This window comes from Pseudomonas anguilliseptica, from assembly GCF_021375795.1.
Taxonomy (GTDB): Bacteria; Pseudomonadota; Gammaproteobacteria; order Pseudomonadales; family Pseudomonadaceae; genus Aquipseudomonas; species Aquipseudomonas anguilliseptica_A.
Map to the genome: position 1 here is coordinate 88,901 of NZ_JAEIOI010000007.1, position 17,859 is coordinate 106,759.

The following is a 17,859-nucleotide window of genomic DNA, read 5'->3' on the forward strand; positions in this document are numbered from 1 at the left end:
GTTCATGTCTGTTTCCCTAGAGAATCCTCATGAAGCGCTTTAGTTCTCTGCTCGCCCTGGGTGCGAGCCTGTTGTCCTGTTCCTGGCTGATGGCCGCCGAACCGTTGCCGCAACGCTGGATCAGCTCCGGCGGCTCGCTCAGCGAGTGGGTGGTGGTGTTGGGCGGTGAAAGCCGTCTGGTTGGGGTGGATAGCACCAGTCAGCACCCGCAATCGTTACGCACGTTGTCCAGTATCGGCTATCAGCGCCAGCTGGCGGCTGAAGGCATGCTGGCCCTGCGTCCGGATATCTTGATCGGCAGTGAAGAGATGGGGCCGCCGCCCGTGCTGGCGCAATTGCGTGGTGCTGGTGTACGGGTGGAAATGCTCTCGTCCAAGGCGGATCTGAACAGTTTACAGGCCAGTCTGCAGCGCATTGGCACGTTGTTGGGCGAGCCGCAACGCGCCGCTCAGGCCTTTGCGGCTTATCAGCAGCGCTTGCAGCAGCAGGCCGACTGGCTGGTGACCGCGCAGCGGCAACAGACGGCGCCGGGAGTACTGCTGTTGCTTGGTCATGCCGGCGGCAGCCCGATGGTCGGTGGCAAGCACACTTCGGCCGATTGGCTGATCGAGCGCGCTGGTGGGCGCAACCTGGCCAGTCACAGCGGTTTCAAGGCCCTCTCCACCGAAGCCCTGCTGGCGCTTGATCCCGAGGTGGTGATCATCGCCGACCGCAGCCTGTCCGGTGACGCCGCGCGTGAGGCATTGCTGCAGCAGAACCCGGCGCTGGCGGCGACTCGGGCAGCGCGTAACCAGCGTTTGCTGATGCTCGATCCGACGCTGCTGGTCGGGGGGCTTGGCCCGCGTTTGCCGGATGGGCTGGCGGCCTTGTCCGCAGCCTTTTATCCTGCCAGCCAACCTCTGGTCGCCGAAGCTAAGCCCACGCCATGAATCCTGTTATTCGACCGCGCTCACTGTTTATCGCACTGAGCCTGTTGCTGGCGCTCGCGCTCTGGTTATCCCTGGCACTGGGGCCGGTCAGTCTGCCGCTGCTCGACACCCTCAAGGCAGCACTACGCCTGCTTGGCTGGGCGCAAGCGGGTGACGAGTTGGTCCAGGCCGAGTTGATTCTCGGGCAGATTCGCCTGCCGCGAACCCTGCTGGGCTTGCTGGTCGGCGCGGTGCTGGCGCTATGCGGCGTGGCGATGCAGGGGTTGTTTCGTAACCCGCTGGCTGACCCGGGCCTGATCGGCGTATCCAGCGGCGCGGCGCTCGGCGCGTCGATTGCAATTGTCGGTGGCGCGGCACTGGGCGGCTTACCAGAAGCGTTCGCGCCTTATCTATTGTCGTTGTGTGCCTTTATCGGCGGCCTGGGGGTGACGGCACTGGTTTATCGCCTGGGTCGGCGTGATGGTGAAACCCATGTGGCGACCATGCTGTTGGCCGGCATCGCCCTCACTGCATTGGCCGGTGCAGCCATCGGCCTGTTCACTTACCTGGCCGATGACGCCACCTTGCGCACCCTGACGTTCTGGAATCTGGGTAGCCTCAACGGTGCCAGTTATCCGCGGCTGTGGCCGCTGCTGCTGGTGACGGCTGCCGTGGCACTGTGGCTGCCGCGCCGGGCCAAGGCGTTGAATGCCTTGCTGCTGGGCGAGTCCGAGGCGCGTCACCTGGGCTTTGCGGTTGAACGGGTCAAGTTCGAGCTGGTGTTCTGCACTGCTCTCGGTGTCGGCGCGGCCGTGGCGGCGGCGGGGATGATCGGCTTTATCGGCCTGGTGGTGCCGCATCTGGTACGCCTGCTGGTGGGGCCGGATCATCGTGTGCTGTTGCCGGCGTCAGCGTTGGCGGGTGCCAGTCTGCTGCTGCTGGCGGATCTGGCCGCGCGGCTGGTGTTGGCGCCAGCGGAACTGCCGATCGGTATCGTCACGGCGCTGATTGGCGCGCCGTTCTTCCTTTATCTGTTGCTGCGGGGGCGTACCTGATGCTGCGCGCGGAAAATCTGGCGGTACAGCGCGGCCCGTGCACGGTGTTGGCGGATATCAACCTTGAGCTGCGTCCGGGGGAAGTGCTCGGCGTGCTGGGCCCCAATGGTGCCGGCAAGAGCACCTTGCTCGGTGCTTTGTGTGGCGAGTTACAACCGAGCCACGGCGACGTGTGGCTGGATCAGCGGCGACTGCAGGACTGGCCCGGCAGCGAGCGTGCGCAACGCCTGGCGGTTTTGCCACAGACCTCGACGCTGAACTTCGCCTTTCGCGTGGAAGAAGTGGTCGGCATGGGCCGTTTACCCCACGCCAGTGGACGTGTGCGCGATGCGCAGATTATCAAGCTGGCGTTGGAAGCGGCCGATGCTTTGCACCTGGCCGGACGCAGTTATCTGGCGTTATCCGGCGGAGAGCGTCAGCGCGTGCACCTGGCGCGGGTGCTGGCACAGCTCTGGCCGGGCGGGGAAGGGCAGATGCTGCTGCTCGATGAGCCGACCTCAATGCTTGACCCGCTGCATCAGCACACCACATTGCAGGCCACTCGAGCATTCGTCGAGCAGGGCGCAGCGGTGCTGGTGATTCTTCACGATCTCAATCTGGCCGCGCGCTACTGCGACCGTTTGTTGCTGCTGGGGCGTGGTCGCCCTCATGCGCTCGGTAGCCCCGATGAAGTGCTGCGCGCCGAGCCGCTGCAGGCCGTGTTCGGGCTTGAGGTGCTGGTGCAGCAGCATCCAGAACGGGGTCATCCCTTAATTGTTGCTCGCTAGGGTTGTGTTTATGCGTATTGCATTACTGCTTGTGGTGGCGCTGTTGAGCGCTTGCCAGGCCTCGCTACCGGCGTTACCCGCCTGGCAAAGCCCGGAAGGTTTGCAGCAGCCTGAGCTGGGGCAGATTGTCGAGTTGCGTACTGGCGCGCGGCTTACTCCGGCGCAGCTGCTGGAGCGTTTGGCCGCAGCACCCAAGGTGCTGGTTGGCGAGCGGCATGACAATCCCGATCACCATGCGCTGCAGCTCTGGTTATTGCGCGCTCTGGCTGCGCAGCGGCCACAAGGCAGCCTGCTGCTGGAAATGCTGACGCCGGATCAGCAGGTCAAAGTCGATCAGGTACGCGCCGGCATTGCGGCCGGGCAGGCGCCGCAGGACATACTTGGAGCCTTGAGCTGGCAGCCGGGCTGGGCTTGGTCGTTGTACGGGCCGCTGGTACAGCATGCGCTGCGTCAGCCGTACCCGTTGTTGGCTGCCAACCTTGAGCGTCGTGAAGTCATGCAGATTTACGCCCAGGTGCCACAACTGCAAGGTCCGGCCTCCACGGCTGAGCCGGTGCGCGAGGCGTTGTTTGAGCAGATTCGCCAGTCGCATTGCAACCTGCTGCCGGACAGCCAGTTGCCTGCCATGCTTGCCGTGCAGCAACAGCGGGATCGGCGTATGGCCGAAGCATTGACGGCCGCCCCAGAGCCGAGTCTGCTGTTTGCTGGCGCCTTTCATGTGCGCCGTGAGCTAGGCGTGCCCTTGCATCTGCAGGATCTAGGCGCTGCTGAAGGCGTACAGGTGCTGATTCTGGCGGAGGTCGGTAGCCAGGTGGCAGCGCAATCGGCCGATTACGTTTGGTTCACCCCGGCGCAACCTGAGCAGGATCACTGCGCAAAACTGCGACCCTAGCCCGACTTGCCTGCGGCTGAGCAGGTAGTCTGCGGTTTTTACCGGAGACCGCCGATGCCAGCCGCTGCCCACGCCCTGATTACTCGTTATTTCAACACCCTCAACGAGCGCGATAGCCGCGCCTGCCTGGCTCTGCTCACGGATGATGTGCTGCTGGATATTAACCAGGGGGCGCGCGAGCAAGGCGTACAAGCTTTCGCCGATTATCTGGCGCGTACCCAGCGCTGCTACCGCGAAAGCATCGATAACCTGCAGATCCTCACCGAGCCAAGTGGGCAGCGCGCCGCCTGCGAGTTCACCCTGAGCGGTGAATACCTGAGTACTGATGATGGTATGCCGGACGCCTGTGGCCAGAGCTATCAGCTGACGGCAGCAAGTTTCTTCGAGATTCGTGACAGCAAGATCTGTCGGGTAAGCCAGCACTTCAATCTGCCGGAATGGTTGGCGCAGGTCGATTACTAAAGGTTGCTGAGCGTACTTTTCGACAGGCAAAAAAAGACCCGGCAAAAGCCGGGTCAATAACCGTGATTAGCCTGATGAGGAGATAATCTGAAGAGGCCGACTGAAGGTCTCTTAAGCTTATCGGCTGATCTCGCGACCAGTTGAGATAATAATAACAATTCTCATTTTCAAGTCAACACGTCAGGCAAAACTTTTTACTGCACCTGCGGAATCTGTGACGCCGTAAACAACAAACCCGGCGCCAGGCCGGGTTTGTTTGCTTGCACCTTGTAATCAGGCGTCTGCAGCGGGCAGGCGTAGCTGGGTGACTTCCTTGTTGAGGAGGTCGATGCGCTTGGCCATGCTCTCGATCAGGCTGTGGGCAATTCGTGGGTTGCTCTGCATCAGGCTGAGGAATTGCTCTTTAGGGATGACCATCACGGTGCACGGCTCGCTAGCCAGTACAGTGGCGCTGCGCTTCTCGCGAGTGAACACGGCCATGGCGCCGAAGATTTCATCTTTTTGTACATCGCCGACCTTGTGCCCATCGACGTACGCTTCGGCGTGGCCTTCGATAATGATAAAGACGTTATCGGCGACATCGCCCTGATGAATCAGCTCTTCACCGGCGGCAAAGTGCTGGAAGCCGGTGGACGGACGAATTTCAGGCTGTTTCAGGCGTGCGAGTGCGTCAGACAGCAGAGCGGTATGGCCAATCAGGTACTGAATGAACAGCTCCTGGCGCTGCTCGCTGGCGTAGATATGTTTGAACACATCACTGCGCGAGTAGGGGATCAGACTCAGTTGTTCTTCGCTGCTATAGCGGCAGCTCGGCATGTCCAGCCCTTGGCGCAGGCCAACCAAATCACCTTCCTGCAGGTAGAACAGCGGACGCTCGTCAACCACGGCGTGCAGCAGGCCGTTTTCAATGATGAACAGTTGATTGCCCGGCAGAATCTTGGCCAGATCATCCGCCCGCTCCAGTTGCAATGAAGAACCCGCAGGCGCAAGGCCTTCGAGCAATTGGGTGGGGATGCTTTGTAGTCGGTTGATCAGCTGATCGGCGTAAGCCGGTTGCTCCCCGAGTAAATACATGAGCGAATTTCCTTGAACTGGCTGGGCATACTAAACCGCACGAACGTCCCTAAAACAATAGTTGCCAGCGGGCTTCAGGTAAATCAAAAGGCAGAGAGGTTGTGAGCTAGCTCTTGTTGTGGTGTGAACTTTCGTCGAGTTGGCCGTTCAGTTCGGCCTTGTGCCCCGGCGGCAGGTCGTTCCAGTGCACATCCAGCAAGGCGCCTTCAATGGCATACAACAGCACTTTGGAGGCCCTGAAGCCACGGGCGCGCACTGCTCGGTAGGCGCTGACCGCACCCAGTCGGCGCAGGTCGTTCGCACTGTGGATGCCTACTGCGTGTAACCACTGGGCCGAGGTTTTTCCGAGGTTCTTCAGGTGCTGCAGTTCATCGTTCATCAGGCCTCCTTGCGCTGCTTGGCAGTCGTGCGGATGGAGTCAGTATGGCGTTCCTTAGAGAAAGTGTAGCGGCCACTGGATAAAGCGTGGCGGTTTGGCATCACCTTGGAGCTGGGGCCGTTCAGGCTCCAATTGTTGCAACGGGTCATGGCCGTTTTGCTGCTCGCAACGTGGTCTCGCAGACCTCGTGCGCGACAATCGGTGATGCTGGCCGCGTACCGAGCACTTGGCTGATGGGTTGGCTGCTCAACGAGTGTTGTAACGCAGGCGCGTGCCGAAATTCACTGACATGAGAATCTCGTCCGCCGTCAGCTCGACCGGGAAGTAAGCCCCGGATATCTGGGCATGGGCCAGGCTGGCGCCTTCGAGTTTGGCGTTACGCAGATCCAGGCCGCGCAGGTCGGTACCGCGGAAGTAGGCGTTGGTGAAATTGATCCCCTGGGCGTCCAGGGCCCGCAGGTCGAGCCCGCGAAAGTCGCCATCGCTCAGGTCGACGATGGCGTCCTTGGGTTTCTGCGCGTTGAAGGCCGAAATCTTTTCGTTGTGGATCAGGGCATACAACGGGTTGTCCAGTTGTCTGGGCTGACTCATGGGGCATCTCCATATGAGGGTTTTCCTCAGTATAGAGGCCGCGGCGCGCTCTGCTCGCGCCGCGGGTGGGTTTCCCCTGCGAGGTTTACAGCCCTGGAAGACGCTGGCGGATGCGTGCGATCAAGGTGTCCAGGCTGGCGCTTTCATGGGTGTCGACGCGCTTGCTGTGCAGCTGTTCGTCTTCGCTGAGCGCTTCACGGCTGGCGTGCTGGGCGCGCACAACGTCCATGGTGGCATCGGAGGGGTCGGTGCCGGCGGCTTGGCGTTGTTCCAGCCAGCTGGCAATCACCTCGTCAGGTGCATGGCATTCGAGAATCAGGAAGGGCGCGCCGCAGGACTCGGCCACCTGGCTGGCGGCATCACGCTGAGCTTGCTTGAGATAGGTGGCGTCGATAACAACGGGAAAGCCGGCGCGCAGGGCTGACTCGGCCAGCTGGTGCAGGCGTTGGTAGGTGGCCGCGCTGGCATCCTGACTGTAGATGCCGGCGCTGAGTTTGCCGAGGTCGGCATCCTTTTGCTCGCCGAACAGACGCTTGCGTTCTACATCAGAACGCAGACGAATCGCCCCGAGGGCTTCAACCAGACGCATGGCCACATGGCTTTTGCCCACAGCAGAAACCCCGTGGGTGATAGCCAGGAAGCTGGACGGGATGGCGCTGTAACTTTCCGCCAGATTGGCATAGTTGCGGTACTGGCGCAGGGTGACGGCCTTCTGCACGGCATCGGTCTGGTGGGCCAGACTGAACAGCGCGACTTTGGCACGCACCAGGGCGCGGTAGGCCTTGTAGAAATTCAGCAGTTGCAGGGCCGCGTAGTCGCCAGTGTGTTCCAGCCAGGCATTGACGAAGCGCCAGGCGTGGGCCTTGAGGCCGCGGTCTTCTAGGTCCATGGCGAGGAAGGCGGCATCCGAGGCGATATCGATCAGGCGGAACGGTTCGTTGAACTCAATGCAGTCGAACAGCACCACCTGGCCGTCGAGCAAGGTGGCGTTGCCCAGGTGGATATCACCGTGGCATTCGCGGACCGAGCCATTGCTGGCGCGCTCGGCCAACAGCGGCTCCAGTCGGGTGTAGGTGGCTTCGGTCCAGGCTTGCAGGGCTTCCAGTTGTTGCAGGTCAGCCGCGTCAGTGAGCAGCGGGCGGATCTGCTCGAAGTTCTGCCGCATTGGCGCGGCGATGGACTCTGGTGAACACAGCACATGGCTGGTGGCCACGGCAGGGGTGGCGACATGGAAGTCGGCAATCTGCTTGGCCAGGCCATCGATGTGCGCTTCAGTCAGCTCGCCGCGAGCTTGTACATCGCTGAGCAGCTGGCTTTGTGGGAACTGGCGCATTTTCAACGCGTATTCGATAGCTGCGCCGCTGCCGCCGAGTTGTGGGGCCTCGAGGCTGCCGCTGATTGGCAACACGTCCAGGTACAGGCCCTGAGTCAGGCGCTGGTTGAGGCGCAGCTCTTCCTTGCAGAAGTGCTCGCGGGCGCTCAGCTCGGTGAAATCGAGGAAGCCGAAATTCACCGGTTTCTTGATTTTGTAGGCGAAGGGGCCAGTGAGTATCACCCAGGAAATATGGGTTTCGATGACCTGAAACTGCTCCACCGGGTGCGGGTAGAGTGCCGGGTTCTGCAATGCGGCGATCAGAGCTTGGCTCACGGGCGGTCCTTGGCGTTGTACTGAAATAAGAGGCGGCCATTATGGCCGCTCAAGATCAGTCTGCAAACCGCAGCGGCGGCCTGCTGGCAAACGGGCAAAGTGCGTATAATGCCGCGCCATGACTCGTACCCGATCTTCCCGTCCCCGTTCTAAACGCCGTACCGGTGGCATGCGCCCCTGGCTGGGCTGGGCTCTCAAGCTCAGTCTGGTCGGTCTGGTGGTGCTCGCTGTGTTTGCGGTTTATCTCGATGCTGTGGTCCAGGAGAAGTTCTCCGGCAAGCGCTGGACCGTGCCCGCCAAGGTCTATGCAAGGCCGCTGGAGCTGTTCGTGGGGCAGAAGCTGGCCAAGGATGACTTCCTCAAGGAGTTGGACGCTTTGGGCTATCGCCGTGAAAACACGGTGGCGGGCCCAGGGGGCGTTTCGGTGGCGGGCAATAACATCGAGTTGCATTCGCGCGGTTTCCAGTTCTATGAAAGCACCGAGCCTGCGCAGCGTGTGCGTGTGCGTTTTTCTGGTGATTACGTTGCCGGGCTGACTCAGGCCGGTGGTGGCAACCTGGCCGTGGCGCGGCTTGAGCCGTTACTGATTGGCGGCTTGTACCCCGCGCATCAGGAAGATCGCGTGCTGATCAAGCTGGAGCAGGTGCCGCCTTATCTGGTGGAAACCCTGGTGGCGATCGAGGATCGCGAGTTCTTCAATCACTTCGGCGTGTCGCCCAAGGGCATTGCTCGTGCGGTGTGGATCAACGCCACCGCCGGTCAGCTGCGTCAGGGCGGCAGTACCTTGACTCAGCAGTTGGTGAAGAACTTTTACCTGACTAATGAGCGCAGTCTCTCGCGCAAGGCCACCGAAGCCATGATGGCGGTGCTGCTGGAGCTGCATTACGACAAGAAGGATATTCTTGAAGCCTACCTCAACGAGGTTTTCCTCGGTCAGGACGGTCAGCGCGCGGTGCATGGCTTTGGTCTGGCCAGTCAGTATTTTTTCAGCCAGCCGCTGTCCGAACTGAAGCTTGATCAGGTCGCCTTGCTGGTCGGTATGGTCAAGGGGCCGACTTACTACAACCCGCGGCGTAACCCGGAGCGCGCGCTGGAGCGCCGTAATCTGGTGCTGGATGTGCTGGCAGAGCAGGGCGTAGCCAGTGTCGAAGAGGTGGAGGCGGCGAAGCAGAAGCCGCTGGGCATCACCCGTCGCGGCAGTCTGGCAGACAGTTCATTCCCGGCCTTCCTCGATCTGGTCAAGCGCCAGTTGCGTGAGGACTACCAGGAACAGGACCTGACCGAAGAAGGGCTGCGCATTTTCACCAGCTTCGATCCGATTCTGCAGCTCAAGGCAGAAAGCGCTCTGGCGGACACGCTCAAGCGCCTGTCTGGGCGCAAAGGGGTTGATCAGGTTGAGGCGGGCATGGTCGTAACCAGTCCGGAAAGTGGCGAGGTGCAGGCGATCATTGGCAGCCGTCAGCCACGCTTTGCCGGGTTCAACCGGGCGCTGGATGCGGTACGGCCGATTGGCTCGCTGATCAAACCGGCGATTTACCTGACGGCGCTTGAGCGACCGAGTCAGTACACCCTGACCAGCCTGCTGGAAGATCAGCCGTTCTCCATCAAAGGCGCCAATGGTCAGGTATGGAGTCCGCAGAACTACGACCGCAAGGCCCATGGCACTATTTACCTGTATCAGGGCTTGGTCAACTCCTACAACCTGTCCACCGCCAAGCTGGGGCTGGAGATCGGTGTGCCGGACGTGCTGAAGACGCTGAATCGTCTGGGCGTCGAGCAGGAGTGGCCGGCTTATCCGTCGATGTTGCTGGGCGCGGGTGGGCTGAGCCCGATGAGCGTGGCGAACATGTACCAGACCTTGGCCAATGGTGGGTTCAATACGCCTCTGCGCAGCATCCGCAATGTGCTGGCGGCCGATGGTCAGCCGTTGAAACGCTATCCCTTCCAGATTCAGCAACGCTTCGACAGTGGCGCCATCTACCTGCTGCAGAACGCCATGCAGCGCACGATGTCAGAAGGCACAGGGCGCTCGGTGTACAGTCAGTTGCCGCGCTCGCTGGCGCTGGCCGGCAAGACGGGCACCAGTAACGACTCGCGCGACAGCTGGTTTGCCGGCTTCAGTCAGGATGTTCTGGCCGTAGTCTGGCTGGGCCGCGATGACAATGGACCGACGCCCTTGACCGGCGCTACCGGAGCGCTGCAGGTGTGGACTGATTTCATGCGCAAGGCTGATCCGCTGCCGCTGGACATGCCAGTACCAGACAATGTGGTGCAGGCCTGGATCGATGCCACTAGCGGGCAGGGTACGGATCCGAGTTGTCCGAACGCGGTACAGATGCCTTATATTCGCGGCAGCCAGCCTGTCGCTGGGCCGGCCTGCGGTATTCAGGCACCGGTTAACGAAGTGATGGATTGGGTACGCGGCTGGTTGGATTAAGTGAGAGGGTGTGTTGTGAATAAATGGTTGATTCCAGCTGTAACGGCTTCGCTGGTACTGGCGGGCTGCAGCAGCGTGCCACGCGGCTCGATTCCTGTGGTTGAAGGCGGCTCTTCGATTTCATCCGGCCAGGCCTCCGCTACCAGCGGTTACCCGGCAGCAACGCCCCAGGTGCAGGCTTTGCCGGAAGATTCCGGTGTGGTGGTGATGGTTCCAGGTGGCGGTACCACGACGCCGATTCAATCGTTCCCGGCCGGTAACGCGCCGTTGGACACCGGCACGTCGAGCCAGCCATGGAGCGCAACGCCGCCGGCTACCCAGGGTGGTTATGCGGCGCCGGCCCCCAGTGGTATTCCCAGTGGTGGCCTGGCCATGGATGAGCAACTGGATGGTCCGGTGCTTGCCCTGCTGACCACTGCTCAGCAGCAGCAGGGTGGCGGTGACCTGAATGGTGCAGCCTCCAGCTTGGAGCGTGCTCAGCGCATTGCTCCACGTGAGCCGCAGGTGCTCTACCGCCTGGCTGAGGTGCGTCTGGCGCAAGGTGATGCGGCACAGGCCGAACAATTTGCCAGGCGTGGTTTGAGCTATGCCAGTGGTCGTCCGGCGCTGCAGGCCAGCCTGTGGAACCTGATTGCCCAGGCCCGTGAGCGCCAAGGTGATGCCGCCGGCGCTGCGCAAGCCCGTGAGCAGGCGCGAGTCAGTCTGTGATGGATGCGCGCATCCCGCTGCTGGCAGAGCAGTTGCTATTGATTGAGCGTGAATTGCGTCTGCAGAACTGGTGGAGCGAACAACCGCCTGCGGCTGAAGCGCTGGCCAGTCAGCAGCCGTTCTGTGTCGATACCCTGGCGTTTGAACAATGGTTGCAGTGGATATTTCTGCCGCGCATGAAACAGCTGCTTGAGTCAGCCGCAGCCTTGCCGGCAGCATCTGGTATTCAGCCAATGGCCGAGCAGGTTTATCAGGGTGAGATGGGGGGTGCGCGGGAGTTAATCAGGCTCTTGGGTGAGTTCGATCGGTTGATTGCTGGCGCGACCTGAGTCGCGCCGATCACTTCACTGGCAGTTGTCGGCAATCGACTTCTGCGTCTCGCTGATACGTGCCTGACGCTCATCTTCGCTCAGGCGGCGCACTTCACCGTCCACTTCCATGCGCAGGCGCGGATTGTTCTGCAGTTGCGCAAGGTTGGTGCGCACGTCGGCGCAATACTTTTTGCGCTCGGCTTCCTTGGCGGCAACGTCCTGTTTGACCTTCGCGTCGATGGCCGCCTGTTCGGGGTCGGCAATGCTTTCGAAAGTCGGTGCAGGTTTTGGTGTTTCACTGGCGGCTGGTTTGGCGGCCGGCACGGCGGTATTGATGCTGGTCGCCTCTTGACCCTGCGGGGGCTGCGCACTGAAGTGCGTCACGCCCTGGGCGTCGACCCACTTGTAAACCTGGCTGGCCATGGCAGTGGTGCTCATGGCGAGCAGCAAGCTGCTGGTGATAATCATGCGGCGCATGCGGTTTCCTTATGTTGAGCTGCGGTGCCTGCTGACTACTATAACCAAAATGTTCGAATCGTCATCCTGCGCTGCGTCACAGCAGAAGATTGCAGGTTAAGTCACAGATCGCTTGACTTGGCTGCGCCGAATCCGAACAATCCACCGTTCGCTGTAGTGGGGTCCACCGCAAGTGTCCTCCAGCTCAGCGAACAGAGGCGCTATCCGCGCCGAACCGTGACACCCGCAACGCGTTACCTCGCGCTGGGAGGGTCAGCCCCGCAAGACCATGGGCTGCTCCGTTACTCGTCAAGCTGATGTTTCGAATCCGCGATCACCGTCGTGCGCGTCCGCTGACAGTAAGACCTACTTAGGGCTGCCCGTTGTTGGGTGGCATTCTGGCGTACAAGAGGTGAATAACGTGGAGCTTTTATCCGGCGCTGAAATGGTCGTCCGCTTTTTGCGTGACGAAGGCGTTAAGAATATCTATGGGTACCCGGGCGGTGCCCTGCTGCATATCTACGATGCCCTGTTCAAAGAACCGGAAGTCAATCACATCCTGGTTCGCCACGAACAAGCGGCTACTCACATGGCAGACGGTTACGCCCGTGCCACCGGCAAAGCCGGTGTGGTGCTGGTGACCTCTGGCCCTGGCGCGACCAATGCCATTACCGGTATTGCCACTGCCTACATGGACTCCATTCCGATGGTGGTGCTGTCGGGCCAAGTGCCGAGCAACATGGTCGGTACCGATGCCTTCCAGGAAACCGACATGATCGGTATCTCCCGGCCGATCGTGAAGCACAGCTTCATGATCAAGCACGCCTCGGAAATCCCGGAAGTCCTGAAAAAAGCCTTCTACCTGGCACAATCCGGCCGTCCAGGCCCGGTGGTTGTGGATATTCCCAAGGACATGACCAACCCGGCTGAGAAGTTCGAGTATGTCTATCCGAAGAAGGTCAAGCTGCGCTCCTACAGCCCGGCCCTGCGCGGTCACTCCGGGCAGATTCGCAAGGCAGCCGAGCTGTTGCTGACAGCCAAGCGCCCGATCGTCTACTCCGGTGGTGGCGTGATCATGGGCGGTGCTGCCGCGCCACTGACTGAGCTGGCACAAATGCTCAACCTGCCCGTCACCAACACCCTGATGGGCTTGGGTGGCTATCCGGGTACTGATCGCCAGTTCCTCGGCATGCTTGGCATGCACGGCAGCTACACCGCCAACCTGGCGATGCACCACGCTGATGTGATTCTGGCGATCGGTGCGCGTTTCGATGACCGCGTGATTAACGGTGCGAGCAAGTTCTGCCCGAATGCCAAGATCATTCACATCGATATCGATCCAGCCTCCATCTCCAAAACCATCAAGGCCGATATTCCTATCGTTGGCCCGGTTGATAGCGTGATGACCGAAATGGTCGCCATCCTCAAAGAGATCGGTGAGCAGCTGAACAAGGATGCCTTGGCGAGCTGGTGGAAGCAGATCGACGAGTGGCGCGGCAGTGGCCGTCTGTTCCCGTACAACGAAGGTGATGGCAGCATCATCAAGCCGCAGGCGGTGATTGAAATGCTCTCCGAAGTGACCAAGGGCGATGCTTTTGTGACCTCGGACGTCGGTCAGCACCAGATGTTTGCCGCGCAGTACTATCGCTTCAACAAACCGAATCGCTGGATCAACTCCGGTGGTCTGGGCACCATGGGCTTCGGTTTCCCGGCCGCCATGGGTGTGAAGCTGAACTTCCCGGATGAAGAAGTAGCCTGTGTAACAGGTGAAGGCAGCATCCAGATGAACATTCAGGAGTTGTCGACCTGCCTGCAATACGGTTTGCCGGTGAAAATCGTCAACCTGAACAACGGCGCGCTGGGTATGGTGCGTCAGTGGCAGGACATGATGTACAGCAGCCGTCACTCGCACTCCTACATGGAGTCGTTGCCGGACTTCGTCAAGCTGGCCGAAGCCTATGGCCATGTTGGTATCCGCATCACTGACCTCAAAGACCTCAAGCCGAAGATGGAAGAGGCTTTTGCGATGAAAGATCGCCTGGTGTTCCTCGACATCCAGGTTGATACCAGTGAGCACGTCTATCCGATGCAGATCAAAGACGGTGCGATGCGCGATATGTGGCTGAGCAAGACGGAGCGTACCTAATCATGCGACACATTATTTCCCTGCTGCTGGAAAACGAGCCCGGCGCATTGTCCCGTGTGGTCGGTCTGTTCTCGCAGCGCAACTACAACATCGAAAGCCTGACTGTGGCGCCGACTGAAGACCCGACCCTGTCGCGTCTGACCCTGACCACTGTCGGTCATGATGAGGTCATCGAGCAGATCACCAAAAACCTCAACAAGCTGGTCGAGGTGGTCAAGCTGGTCGACCTGTCGGAAAGTGCTCACGTCGAGCGCGAGCTGATGCTGGTGAAGGTCAAGGCGACTGGCGCACAGCGTGCTGAAGTCAAACGTACTACCGACATCTTCCGTGGACAGATCGTCGATGTGACCAGTAGCGTCTACACCATCCAGCTGGCCGGTACGAGCGACAAGCTCGATAGCTTTATTCAGGCTATTGGCACTACGTCGATTCTGGAGACCGTGCGCAGTGGTGTCACCGGCATTGCCCGCGGTGACAAGGTGCTGAGCATCTGATTACGTTGCACTGATGCAAGCAAAAGCCCTCGGGGAATGTCTCCCGAGGGCTTTTTGCTTTCTGGCAAGTAGGTGCTTCGCCTATGGTCATTGCCGGCTTATTAGCGTTGGCGGTTCCAGAAGGCGTTGATCAAGGGCTCTTTCAGGCGTTTCTCCAGCGCGAACAGGCCGATGTCATAGGCCGTCAGAGGCGGTTGAATGTCGTAGATGCGGATGCGCGCTGTAAGGGGGCTGTTGTCGAGAACGATCTGTGGCACTACGCCAATGCCAAAGCCCAGGCTGACCATGCTGACGATGGCTTCATTGCCGCTGACCTGGGCGTAAATACGCGGTTTGATGCTGTGGCTTTTCAGCCAGCGGTCGGTGCGAGTTCGGGCGAGGCCTTCTTCCGAGAGAATCATCGGTACGTCCTTCCAGGTGTTAGTACCGGGGTGTTTCACTTGTTCTTCGGTGAGCAGTTGGGGTGACAGTGGACCGATAAAGCACAGCGCCGAGCGAGCGATGGATTGAAATGCGATGCCGGCTGGCAGGTTGTCTGGGCGGGCGCCGATAGCAAGATCTTCCAGTCCTTCCTGTACGCGCTCGACAGCTTTTGCTGGGTCGCCAGTGTGCAGCTTCATTTCAATGCGTGGGTAGTCCTGGCGAAAGCTGCTCAAGATGTTATAGAGGAAGCTGTAGCTAGCTGTCACCGAGCAGTAGAGCGAAAGTTCGCCGTGGAGGATGAGCTGATCCTGCTGGAATGTCTGCCGTATAGCTTGCCAGCTGTTCATGACTTCGCCTGCATATTCGCGAAATTGCTGCCCCTCACGGGTCAGGCGTACTGAGCGGTTATCGCGTAGAAACAGCGTGGCACCGAGTTCGTCTTCAAGTTGCTTGATGCTACGGCTGAGGGCGGAGGGGCTGACATGCTGCTCACGGCTGGTTTTGCCGAAGTGCAGGTTATCAGCCAGGGCGAGGAAGAGCCGGAGTGCGTGACTGTCCATATTGATTTCAAATATCGGCATGTTGTATTGCAAATATATCATTTTACGCAATGGTGAGGATCACTTAAGGTGTCCTCGTCGCGGTGCATTGCACCCCAACCCATTTCGATTAAAAGAGCCAAGAACATGAAAGTTTATTACGACAAAGACTGTGACCTCTCGATCATCCAGGGCAAGAAAGTTGCCATCATCGGTTACGGCTCCCAGGGCCACGCTCAGGCGTGCAACCTGAAAGATTCCGGTGTTGACGTTACTGTTGGTCTGCGTAAAGGCTCGGCTACCGTTGCCAAGGCAGAAGCCCATGGCCTGAAAGTGACCGACGTGGCCTCTGCTGTTGCTGCTGCCGACCTGGTGATGATCCTGACCCCGGACGAGTTCCAGTCTCAGCTGTACAAGAATGAAATCGAGCCGAACATCAAGAAGGGCGCTACCTTGGCCTTCTCCCACGGTTTCGCTATTCATTACAACCAAGTTGTGCCGCGCAGCGACCTCGATGTGATCATGATCGCGCCGAAGGCCCCGGGCCACACCGTGCGTTCCGAGTTCGTCAAGGGCGGCGGTATCCCTGACCTGATTGCTATCTATCAGGACGCTTCCGGCAATGCCAAGAATGTTGCCCTGTCTTATGCTTCGGGCGTAGGCGGCGGCCGTACTGGCATCATCGAGACCACCTTCAAGGACGAGACTGAAACCGACCTGTTCGGCGAACAAGCTGTTCTGTGTGGTGGTACCGTTGAGCTGGTCAAAGCCGGTTTCGAAACCCTGGTTGAAGCGGGTTACGCGCCGGAAATGGCTTACTTCGAGTGCTTGCACGAGCTGAAGCTGATCGTTGACCTCATGTACGAAGGCGGTATCGCCAACATGAACTACTCGATCTCCAATAACGCGGAGTACGGCGAGTACGTAACTGGTCCGGAAGTTATCAACGCCGAATCCCGTCAGGCCATGCGTAATGCGCTGAAGCGTATCCAGGACGGCGAGTACGCCAAGATGTTTATCAGCGAAGGTGCTACCAACTACCCGTCGATGACCGCCAAGCGTCGTAACAACGCCGCTCACGGTATCGAAATCATCGGCGAGCAACTGCGCTCCATGATGCCGTGGATTGGTGCCAACAAGATCGTCGACAAAGCCAAGAACTAAGCGCTGTCGATGTGAGAAAAACGCGGCTACGGCCGCGTTTTTTCATGGTTGCGCAATGCTTCTGGTATAAAGCCTGGGTGTGCATGGGTGTTGTCGTGAACGCTTAGCGTCGACATCTGTCGAAATTTTCCAAATCCGTTGCAAGGTGTTGTTCATGAATGAACGTCCAGATGAGCCCCAGTCTCCCGCCGACGCCGAAAGTCTGCTGCCGATCGATGAGCATGTAGAGGAGGGCCATGATGCTGAAGGGCGTAAGGTGCGCCATCGTGGCATTTATCTGCTGCCTAACCTCTTTACCACAGCCAATCTGTTCGCTGGTTTTTACGCCATCATCAACGCCATGAACGGCAATTTCTATGTGGCGGCTGCGGCTGTGTTTGTGGCCATGGTGCTCGATGGTCTGGATGGGCGTGTGGCGCGTCTGACCAATACGCAAAGTGCTTTCGGTGCCGAGTATGACTCGTTGTCCGATATGGTTGCCTTTGGTGTGGCGCCCGCGCTGCTGGCGTTTGAGTGGGCGCTGGGTAGCATGGGCAAGGTTGGCTGGATGGTCGCCTTTATCTATGTAGCCGGTGCTGCGCTGCGACTGGCACGGTTCAATACGCAGATTGGCAGTGTCGACAAGCGTTACTTTATTGGGTTGGCCAGCCCGGCTGCTGCTGGTGTGGTGGCGGGTACGGTGTGGGCGTTCAGTGATTTCGGTATTAAAGGCTCGAACATGGCCTTTGTGGTAGCGCTTCTGGTGGCAGCTGCCGGTATGCTGATGGTCAGCAATATCAAATACAACAGCTTCAAGGATCTTGACCTGAAAGGTCGTGTGCCATTCGTGGCGATTCTGGCGGTGGTACTAGTGTTCGCTGTGGTGTTCAGTGATCCTCCGCGGATTCTGCTGATCATCTTCCTGGCCTACGCAGCTTCAGGTCCGATCCAGTACTTGTTGCGTCTGCGTCGCGGTAAAAGCGCCTAGCAATTGGGTGTGTGGTTCGACAAAGCCGTTGAAGCGTCAGCTTCAACGGCTTTGTCGTTTCTGCAGGCGGCGCGGTGCTGGATTGTTGCGCAGGCTTTTGCTGGGAGGGTGAAACAAAAGCGCAATATTCGGTTGACCTTGGATTTTCTGTCCCTATAATGCGCAGCTCTTCAGGCGTAAGCGGCTCCTTAAACTTCTTGTAAAACAAGAAGTTAGATTTAAAATAGGACTTGCAAAGCAGCGAAAGCTGCGTAGAATGCGCCACCTCTTCAGGTGGTAGTGTTTGAGTCTGAGGAGGTTCGGTCGGGTAGATCGACAGCGGTAAAAGAGGCGGTTGACAGTGGTTTGAAACGCTGTAGAATTCGCCTCCCGCTGACGAGAAGCTAGAAGTTGATCGAAAGCGCAAGTGGTTGAGATTGAAAAGAAATTTTCGAAATC

The 17,859-nt window shown here is 59.4% G+C and carries 18 protein-coding genes; 12 read left to right on the forward strand and 6 right to left on the reverse strand.

Annotation, left to right across the window (positions count from 1 at the left end; all coding sequences use genetic code 11):
• The first annotated feature begins 29 nt into the window (after positions 1-29).
• From IOD17_RS18450 to IOD17_RS18470, 5 genes are read left to right on the forward strand one after another with little or no spacing between them, the layout of a single operon-like run.
• The gene (locus IOD17_RS18450) at positions 30-929 is read left to right on the forward strand and encodes a heme/hemin ABC transporter substrate-binding protein (protein WP_418904293.1); all 900 of its coding nucleotides are present in this window, start codon (positions 30-32) and stop codon (positions 927-929) included.
• On the forward strand, positions 926-1,963 hold the full coding sequence (locus tag IOD17_RS18455; protein ID WP_233686488.1) for a FecCD family ABC transporter permease: 1,038 nt from the start codon (positions 926-928) through the stop codon (positions 1,961-1,963). The genes IOD17_RS18450 and IOD17_RS18455 overlap by 4 nt, the downstream gene beginning before the upstream one ends.
• Positions 1,963-2,730: a heme ABC transporter ATP-binding protein gene (locus IOD17_RS18460; RefSeq protein ID WP_233686489.1), complete on the forward strand. Its 768-nt coding sequence runs from the start codon at positions 1,963-1,965 to the stop codon at positions 2,728-2,730. The genes IOD17_RS18455 and IOD17_RS18460 overlap by 1 nt, the downstream gene beginning before the upstream one ends.
• 10 nt (positions 2,731-2,740) lie before the next feature.
• On the forward strand, positions 2,741-3,622 hold the full coding sequence (locus tag IOD17_RS18465; protein WP_233686490.1) for a ChaN family lipoprotein: 882 nt from the start codon (positions 2,741-2,743) through the stop codon (positions 3,620-3,622).
• Positions 3,623-3,676: 54 nt separating this feature from the next.
• Positions 3,677-4,084 carry a nuclear transport factor 2 family protein gene (locus tag IOD17_RS18470; protein ID WP_233686491.1) on the forward strand — a complete coding sequence of 136 codons (408 nt, stop codon included), beginning with the start codon at positions 3,677-3,679 and terminating at the stop codon, positions 4,082-4,084.
• A gap of 273 nt (positions 4,085-4,357) precedes the next feature.
• On the opposite strand, the gene IOD17_RS18475 is transcribed toward IOD17_RS18470, so the two are convergent.
• The 4 genes from IOD17_RS18475 to IOD17_RS18490 all read right to left on the reverse strand — a co-directional run bounded on the left by IOD17_RS18475 (position 4,358) and on the right by IOD17_RS18490 (position 7,776).
• On the reverse strand, positions 4,358-5,158 hold the full coding sequence (locus IOD17_RS18475; RefSeq protein ID WP_233686492.1) for a Crp/Fnr family transcriptional regulator: 801 nt from the start codon (positions 5,156-5,158) through the stop codon (positions 4,358-4,360).
• 106 nt (positions 5,159-5,264) lie between these two features.
• Positions 5,265-5,537 carry a TfoX/Sxy family protein gene (locus IOD17_RS18480; protein WP_233686493.1) on the reverse strand — a complete coding sequence of 91 codons (273 nt, stop codon included), beginning with the start codon at positions 5,535-5,537 and terminating at the stop codon, positions 5,265-5,267.
• Positions 5,538-5,783: 246 nt separating this feature from the next.
• Positions 5,784-6,128 carry a pentapeptide repeat-containing protein gene (locus IOD17_RS18485; RefSeq protein ID WP_233686494.1) on the reverse strand — a complete coding sequence of 115 codons (345 nt, stop codon included), beginning with the start codon at positions 6,126-6,128 and terminating at the stop codon, positions 5,784-5,786.
• Between the two features lie 85 nt (positions 6,129-6,213).
• Positions 6,214-7,776, reverse strand: coding sequence for an AAA family ATPase (locus IOD17_RS18490; protein WP_233686495.1), 1,563 nt, complete (start codon positions 7,774-7,776; stop codon positions 6,214-6,216).
• 118 nt (positions 7,777-7,894) lie between these two features.
• On the opposite strand from IOD17_RS18490, the gene mrcB reads away from it, so the two are divergent.
• The 3 genes from mrcB to IOD17_RS18505 are packed head-to-tail and all read left to right on the forward strand — an operon-like array spanning position 7,895 to position 11,250.
• Positions 7,895-10,213 carry a penicillin-binding protein 1B gene (gene mrcB / locus IOD17_RS18495; RefSeq protein ID WP_233686496.1) on the forward strand — a complete coding sequence of 773 codons (2,319 nt, stop codon included), beginning with the start codon at positions 7,895-7,897 and terminating at the stop codon, positions 10,211-10,213.
• Positions 10,214-10,228: 15 nt separating this feature from the next.
• Positions 10,229-10,921 carry a tetratricopeptide repeat protein gene (locus IOD17_RS18500; RefSeq protein WP_233686497.1) on the forward strand — a complete coding sequence of 231 codons (693 nt, stop codon included), beginning with the start codon at positions 10,229-10,231 and terminating at the stop codon, positions 10,919-10,921.
• Positions 10,921-11,250 (forward strand): YqcC family protein, encoded by a 330-nt coding sequence (locus tag IOD17_RS18505; RefSeq protein ID WP_233686498.1) that lies wholly within the window; start codon positions 10,921-10,923, stop codon positions 11,248-11,250. The genes IOD17_RS18500 and IOD17_RS18505 overlap by 1 nt, the downstream gene beginning before the upstream one ends.
• 15 nt (positions 11,251-11,265) lie before the next feature.
• On the opposite strand, the gene IOD17_RS18510 is transcribed toward IOD17_RS18505, so the two are convergent.
• Positions 11,266-11,709: a DUF4124 domain-containing protein gene (locus IOD17_RS18510; RefSeq protein ID WP_233686499.1), complete on the reverse strand. Its 444-nt coding sequence runs from the start codon at positions 11,707-11,709 to the stop codon at positions 11,266-11,268.
• Between the two features lie 400 nt (positions 11,710-12,109).
• Here IOD17_RS18510 and IOD17_RS18515 point away from each other — a divergent pair, with 400 nt between their 5' ends.
• Together IOD17_RS18515 and ilvN are read left to right on the forward strand one after the other, a co-directional pair.
• Positions 12,110-13,834 carry an acetolactate synthase 3 large subunit gene (locus IOD17_RS18515; RefSeq protein WP_233686500.1) on the forward strand — a complete coding sequence of 575 codons (1,725 nt, stop codon included), beginning with the start codon at positions 12,110-12,112 and terminating at the stop codon, positions 13,832-13,834.
• 2 nt (positions 13,835-13,836) lie between these two features.
• Positions 13,837-14,328, forward strand: a complete 492-nt coding sequence (gene ilvN / locus IOD17_RS18520) for an acetolactate synthase small subunit (protein ID WP_108488665.1) — start codon at positions 13,837-13,839, stop codon at positions 14,326-14,328.
• 101 nt (positions 14,329-14,429) lie between these two features.
• Here the strand turns inward: ilvN and ilvY are convergent, their stop codons facing one another.
• Positions 14,430-15,311, reverse strand: coding sequence for an HTH-type transcriptional activator IlvY (ilvY, locus tag IOD17_RS18525; protein ID WP_325175674.1), 882 nt, complete (start codon positions 15,309-15,311; stop codon positions 14,430-14,432).
• Positions 15,312-15,437: 126 nt separating this feature from the next.
• On the opposite strand from ilvY, the gene ilvC reads away from it, so the two are divergent.
• Both ilvC and pssA read left to right on the forward strand, forming a co-directional pair.
• On the forward strand, positions 15,438-16,454 hold the full coding sequence (gene ilvC / locus IOD17_RS18530; RefSeq protein WP_233686502.1) for a ketol-acid reductoisomerase: 1,017 nt from the start codon (positions 15,438-15,440) through the stop codon (positions 16,452-16,454).
• 154 nt (positions 16,455-16,608) lie between these two features.
• On the forward strand, positions 16,609-17,421 hold the full coding sequence (gene pssA, locus IOD17_RS18535; RefSeq protein WP_233686503.1) for a CDP-diacylglycerol--serine O-phosphatidyltransferase: 813 nt from the start codon (positions 16,609-16,611) through the stop codon (positions 17,419-17,421).
• Positions 17,422-17,859 lie beyond the last annotated feature (438 nt).

Bases quoted from the DNA above. Each gene is read 5' to 3' on its own strand.
- IOD17_RS18510 (WP_233686499.1), bottom strand. From the start codon at position 11,709: ATGCGCCGCATGATTATCACCAGCAGCTTGCTGCTCGCCATGAGCACC.
- ilvC (WP_233686502.1), top strand. From the start codon at position 15,438: ATGAAAGTTTATTACGACAAAGACTGTGACCTCTCGATCATCCAGGGC.
- IOD17_RS18485 (WP_233686494.1), bottom strand. From the start codon at position 6,128: ATGAGTCAGCCCAGACAACTGGACAACCCGTTGTATGCCCTGATCCAC.
- mrcB (WP_233686496.1), top strand. From the start codon at position 7,895: ATGACTCGTACCCGATCTTCCCGTCCCCGTTCTAAACGCCGTACCGGT.
- IOD17_RS18470 (WP_233686491.1), top strand. From the start codon at position 3,677: ATGCCAGCCGCTGCCCACGCCCTGATTACTCGTTATTTCAACACCCTC.
- IOD17_RS18480 (WP_233686493.1), bottom strand. From the start codon at position 5,537: ATGAACGATGAACTGCAGCACCTGAAGAACCTCGGAAAAACCTCGGCC.
- IOD17_RS18455 (WP_233686488.1), top strand. From the start codon at position 926: ATGAATCCTGTTATTCGACCGCGCTCACTGTTTATCGCACTGAGCCTG.
- pssA (WP_233686503.1), top strand. From the start codon at position 16,609: ATGAATGAACGTCCAGATGAGCCCCAGTCTCCCGCCGACGCCGAAAGT.
- IOD17_RS18465 (WP_233686490.1), top strand. From the start codon at position 2,741: ATGCGTATTGCATTACTGCTTGTGGTGGCGCTGTTGAGCGCTTGCCAG.
- IOD17_RS18460 (WP_233686489.1), top strand. From the start codon at position 1,963: ATGCTGCGCGCGGAAAATCTGGCGGTACAGCGCGGCCCGTGCACGGTG.
- ilvN (WP_108488665.1), top strand. From the start codon at position 13,837: ATGCGACACATTATTTCCCTGCTGCTGGAAAACGAGCCCGGCGCATTG.
- IOD17_RS18475 (WP_233686492.1), bottom strand. From the start codon at position 5,158: ATGTATTTACTCGGGGAGCAACCGGCTTACGCCGATCAGCTGATCAAC.
- IOD17_RS18450 (WP_418904293.1), top strand. From the start codon at position 30: ATGAAGCGCTTTAGTTCTCTGCTCGCCCTGGGTGCGAGCCTGTTGTCC.
- IOD17_RS18505 (WP_233686498.1), top strand. From the start codon at position 10,921: ATGGATGCGCGCATCCCGCTGCTGGCAGAGCAGTTGCTATTGATTGAG.
- ilvY (WP_325175674.1), bottom strand. From the start codon at position 15,311: ATGGACAGTCACGCACTCCGGCTCTTCCTCGCCCTGGCTGATAACCTG.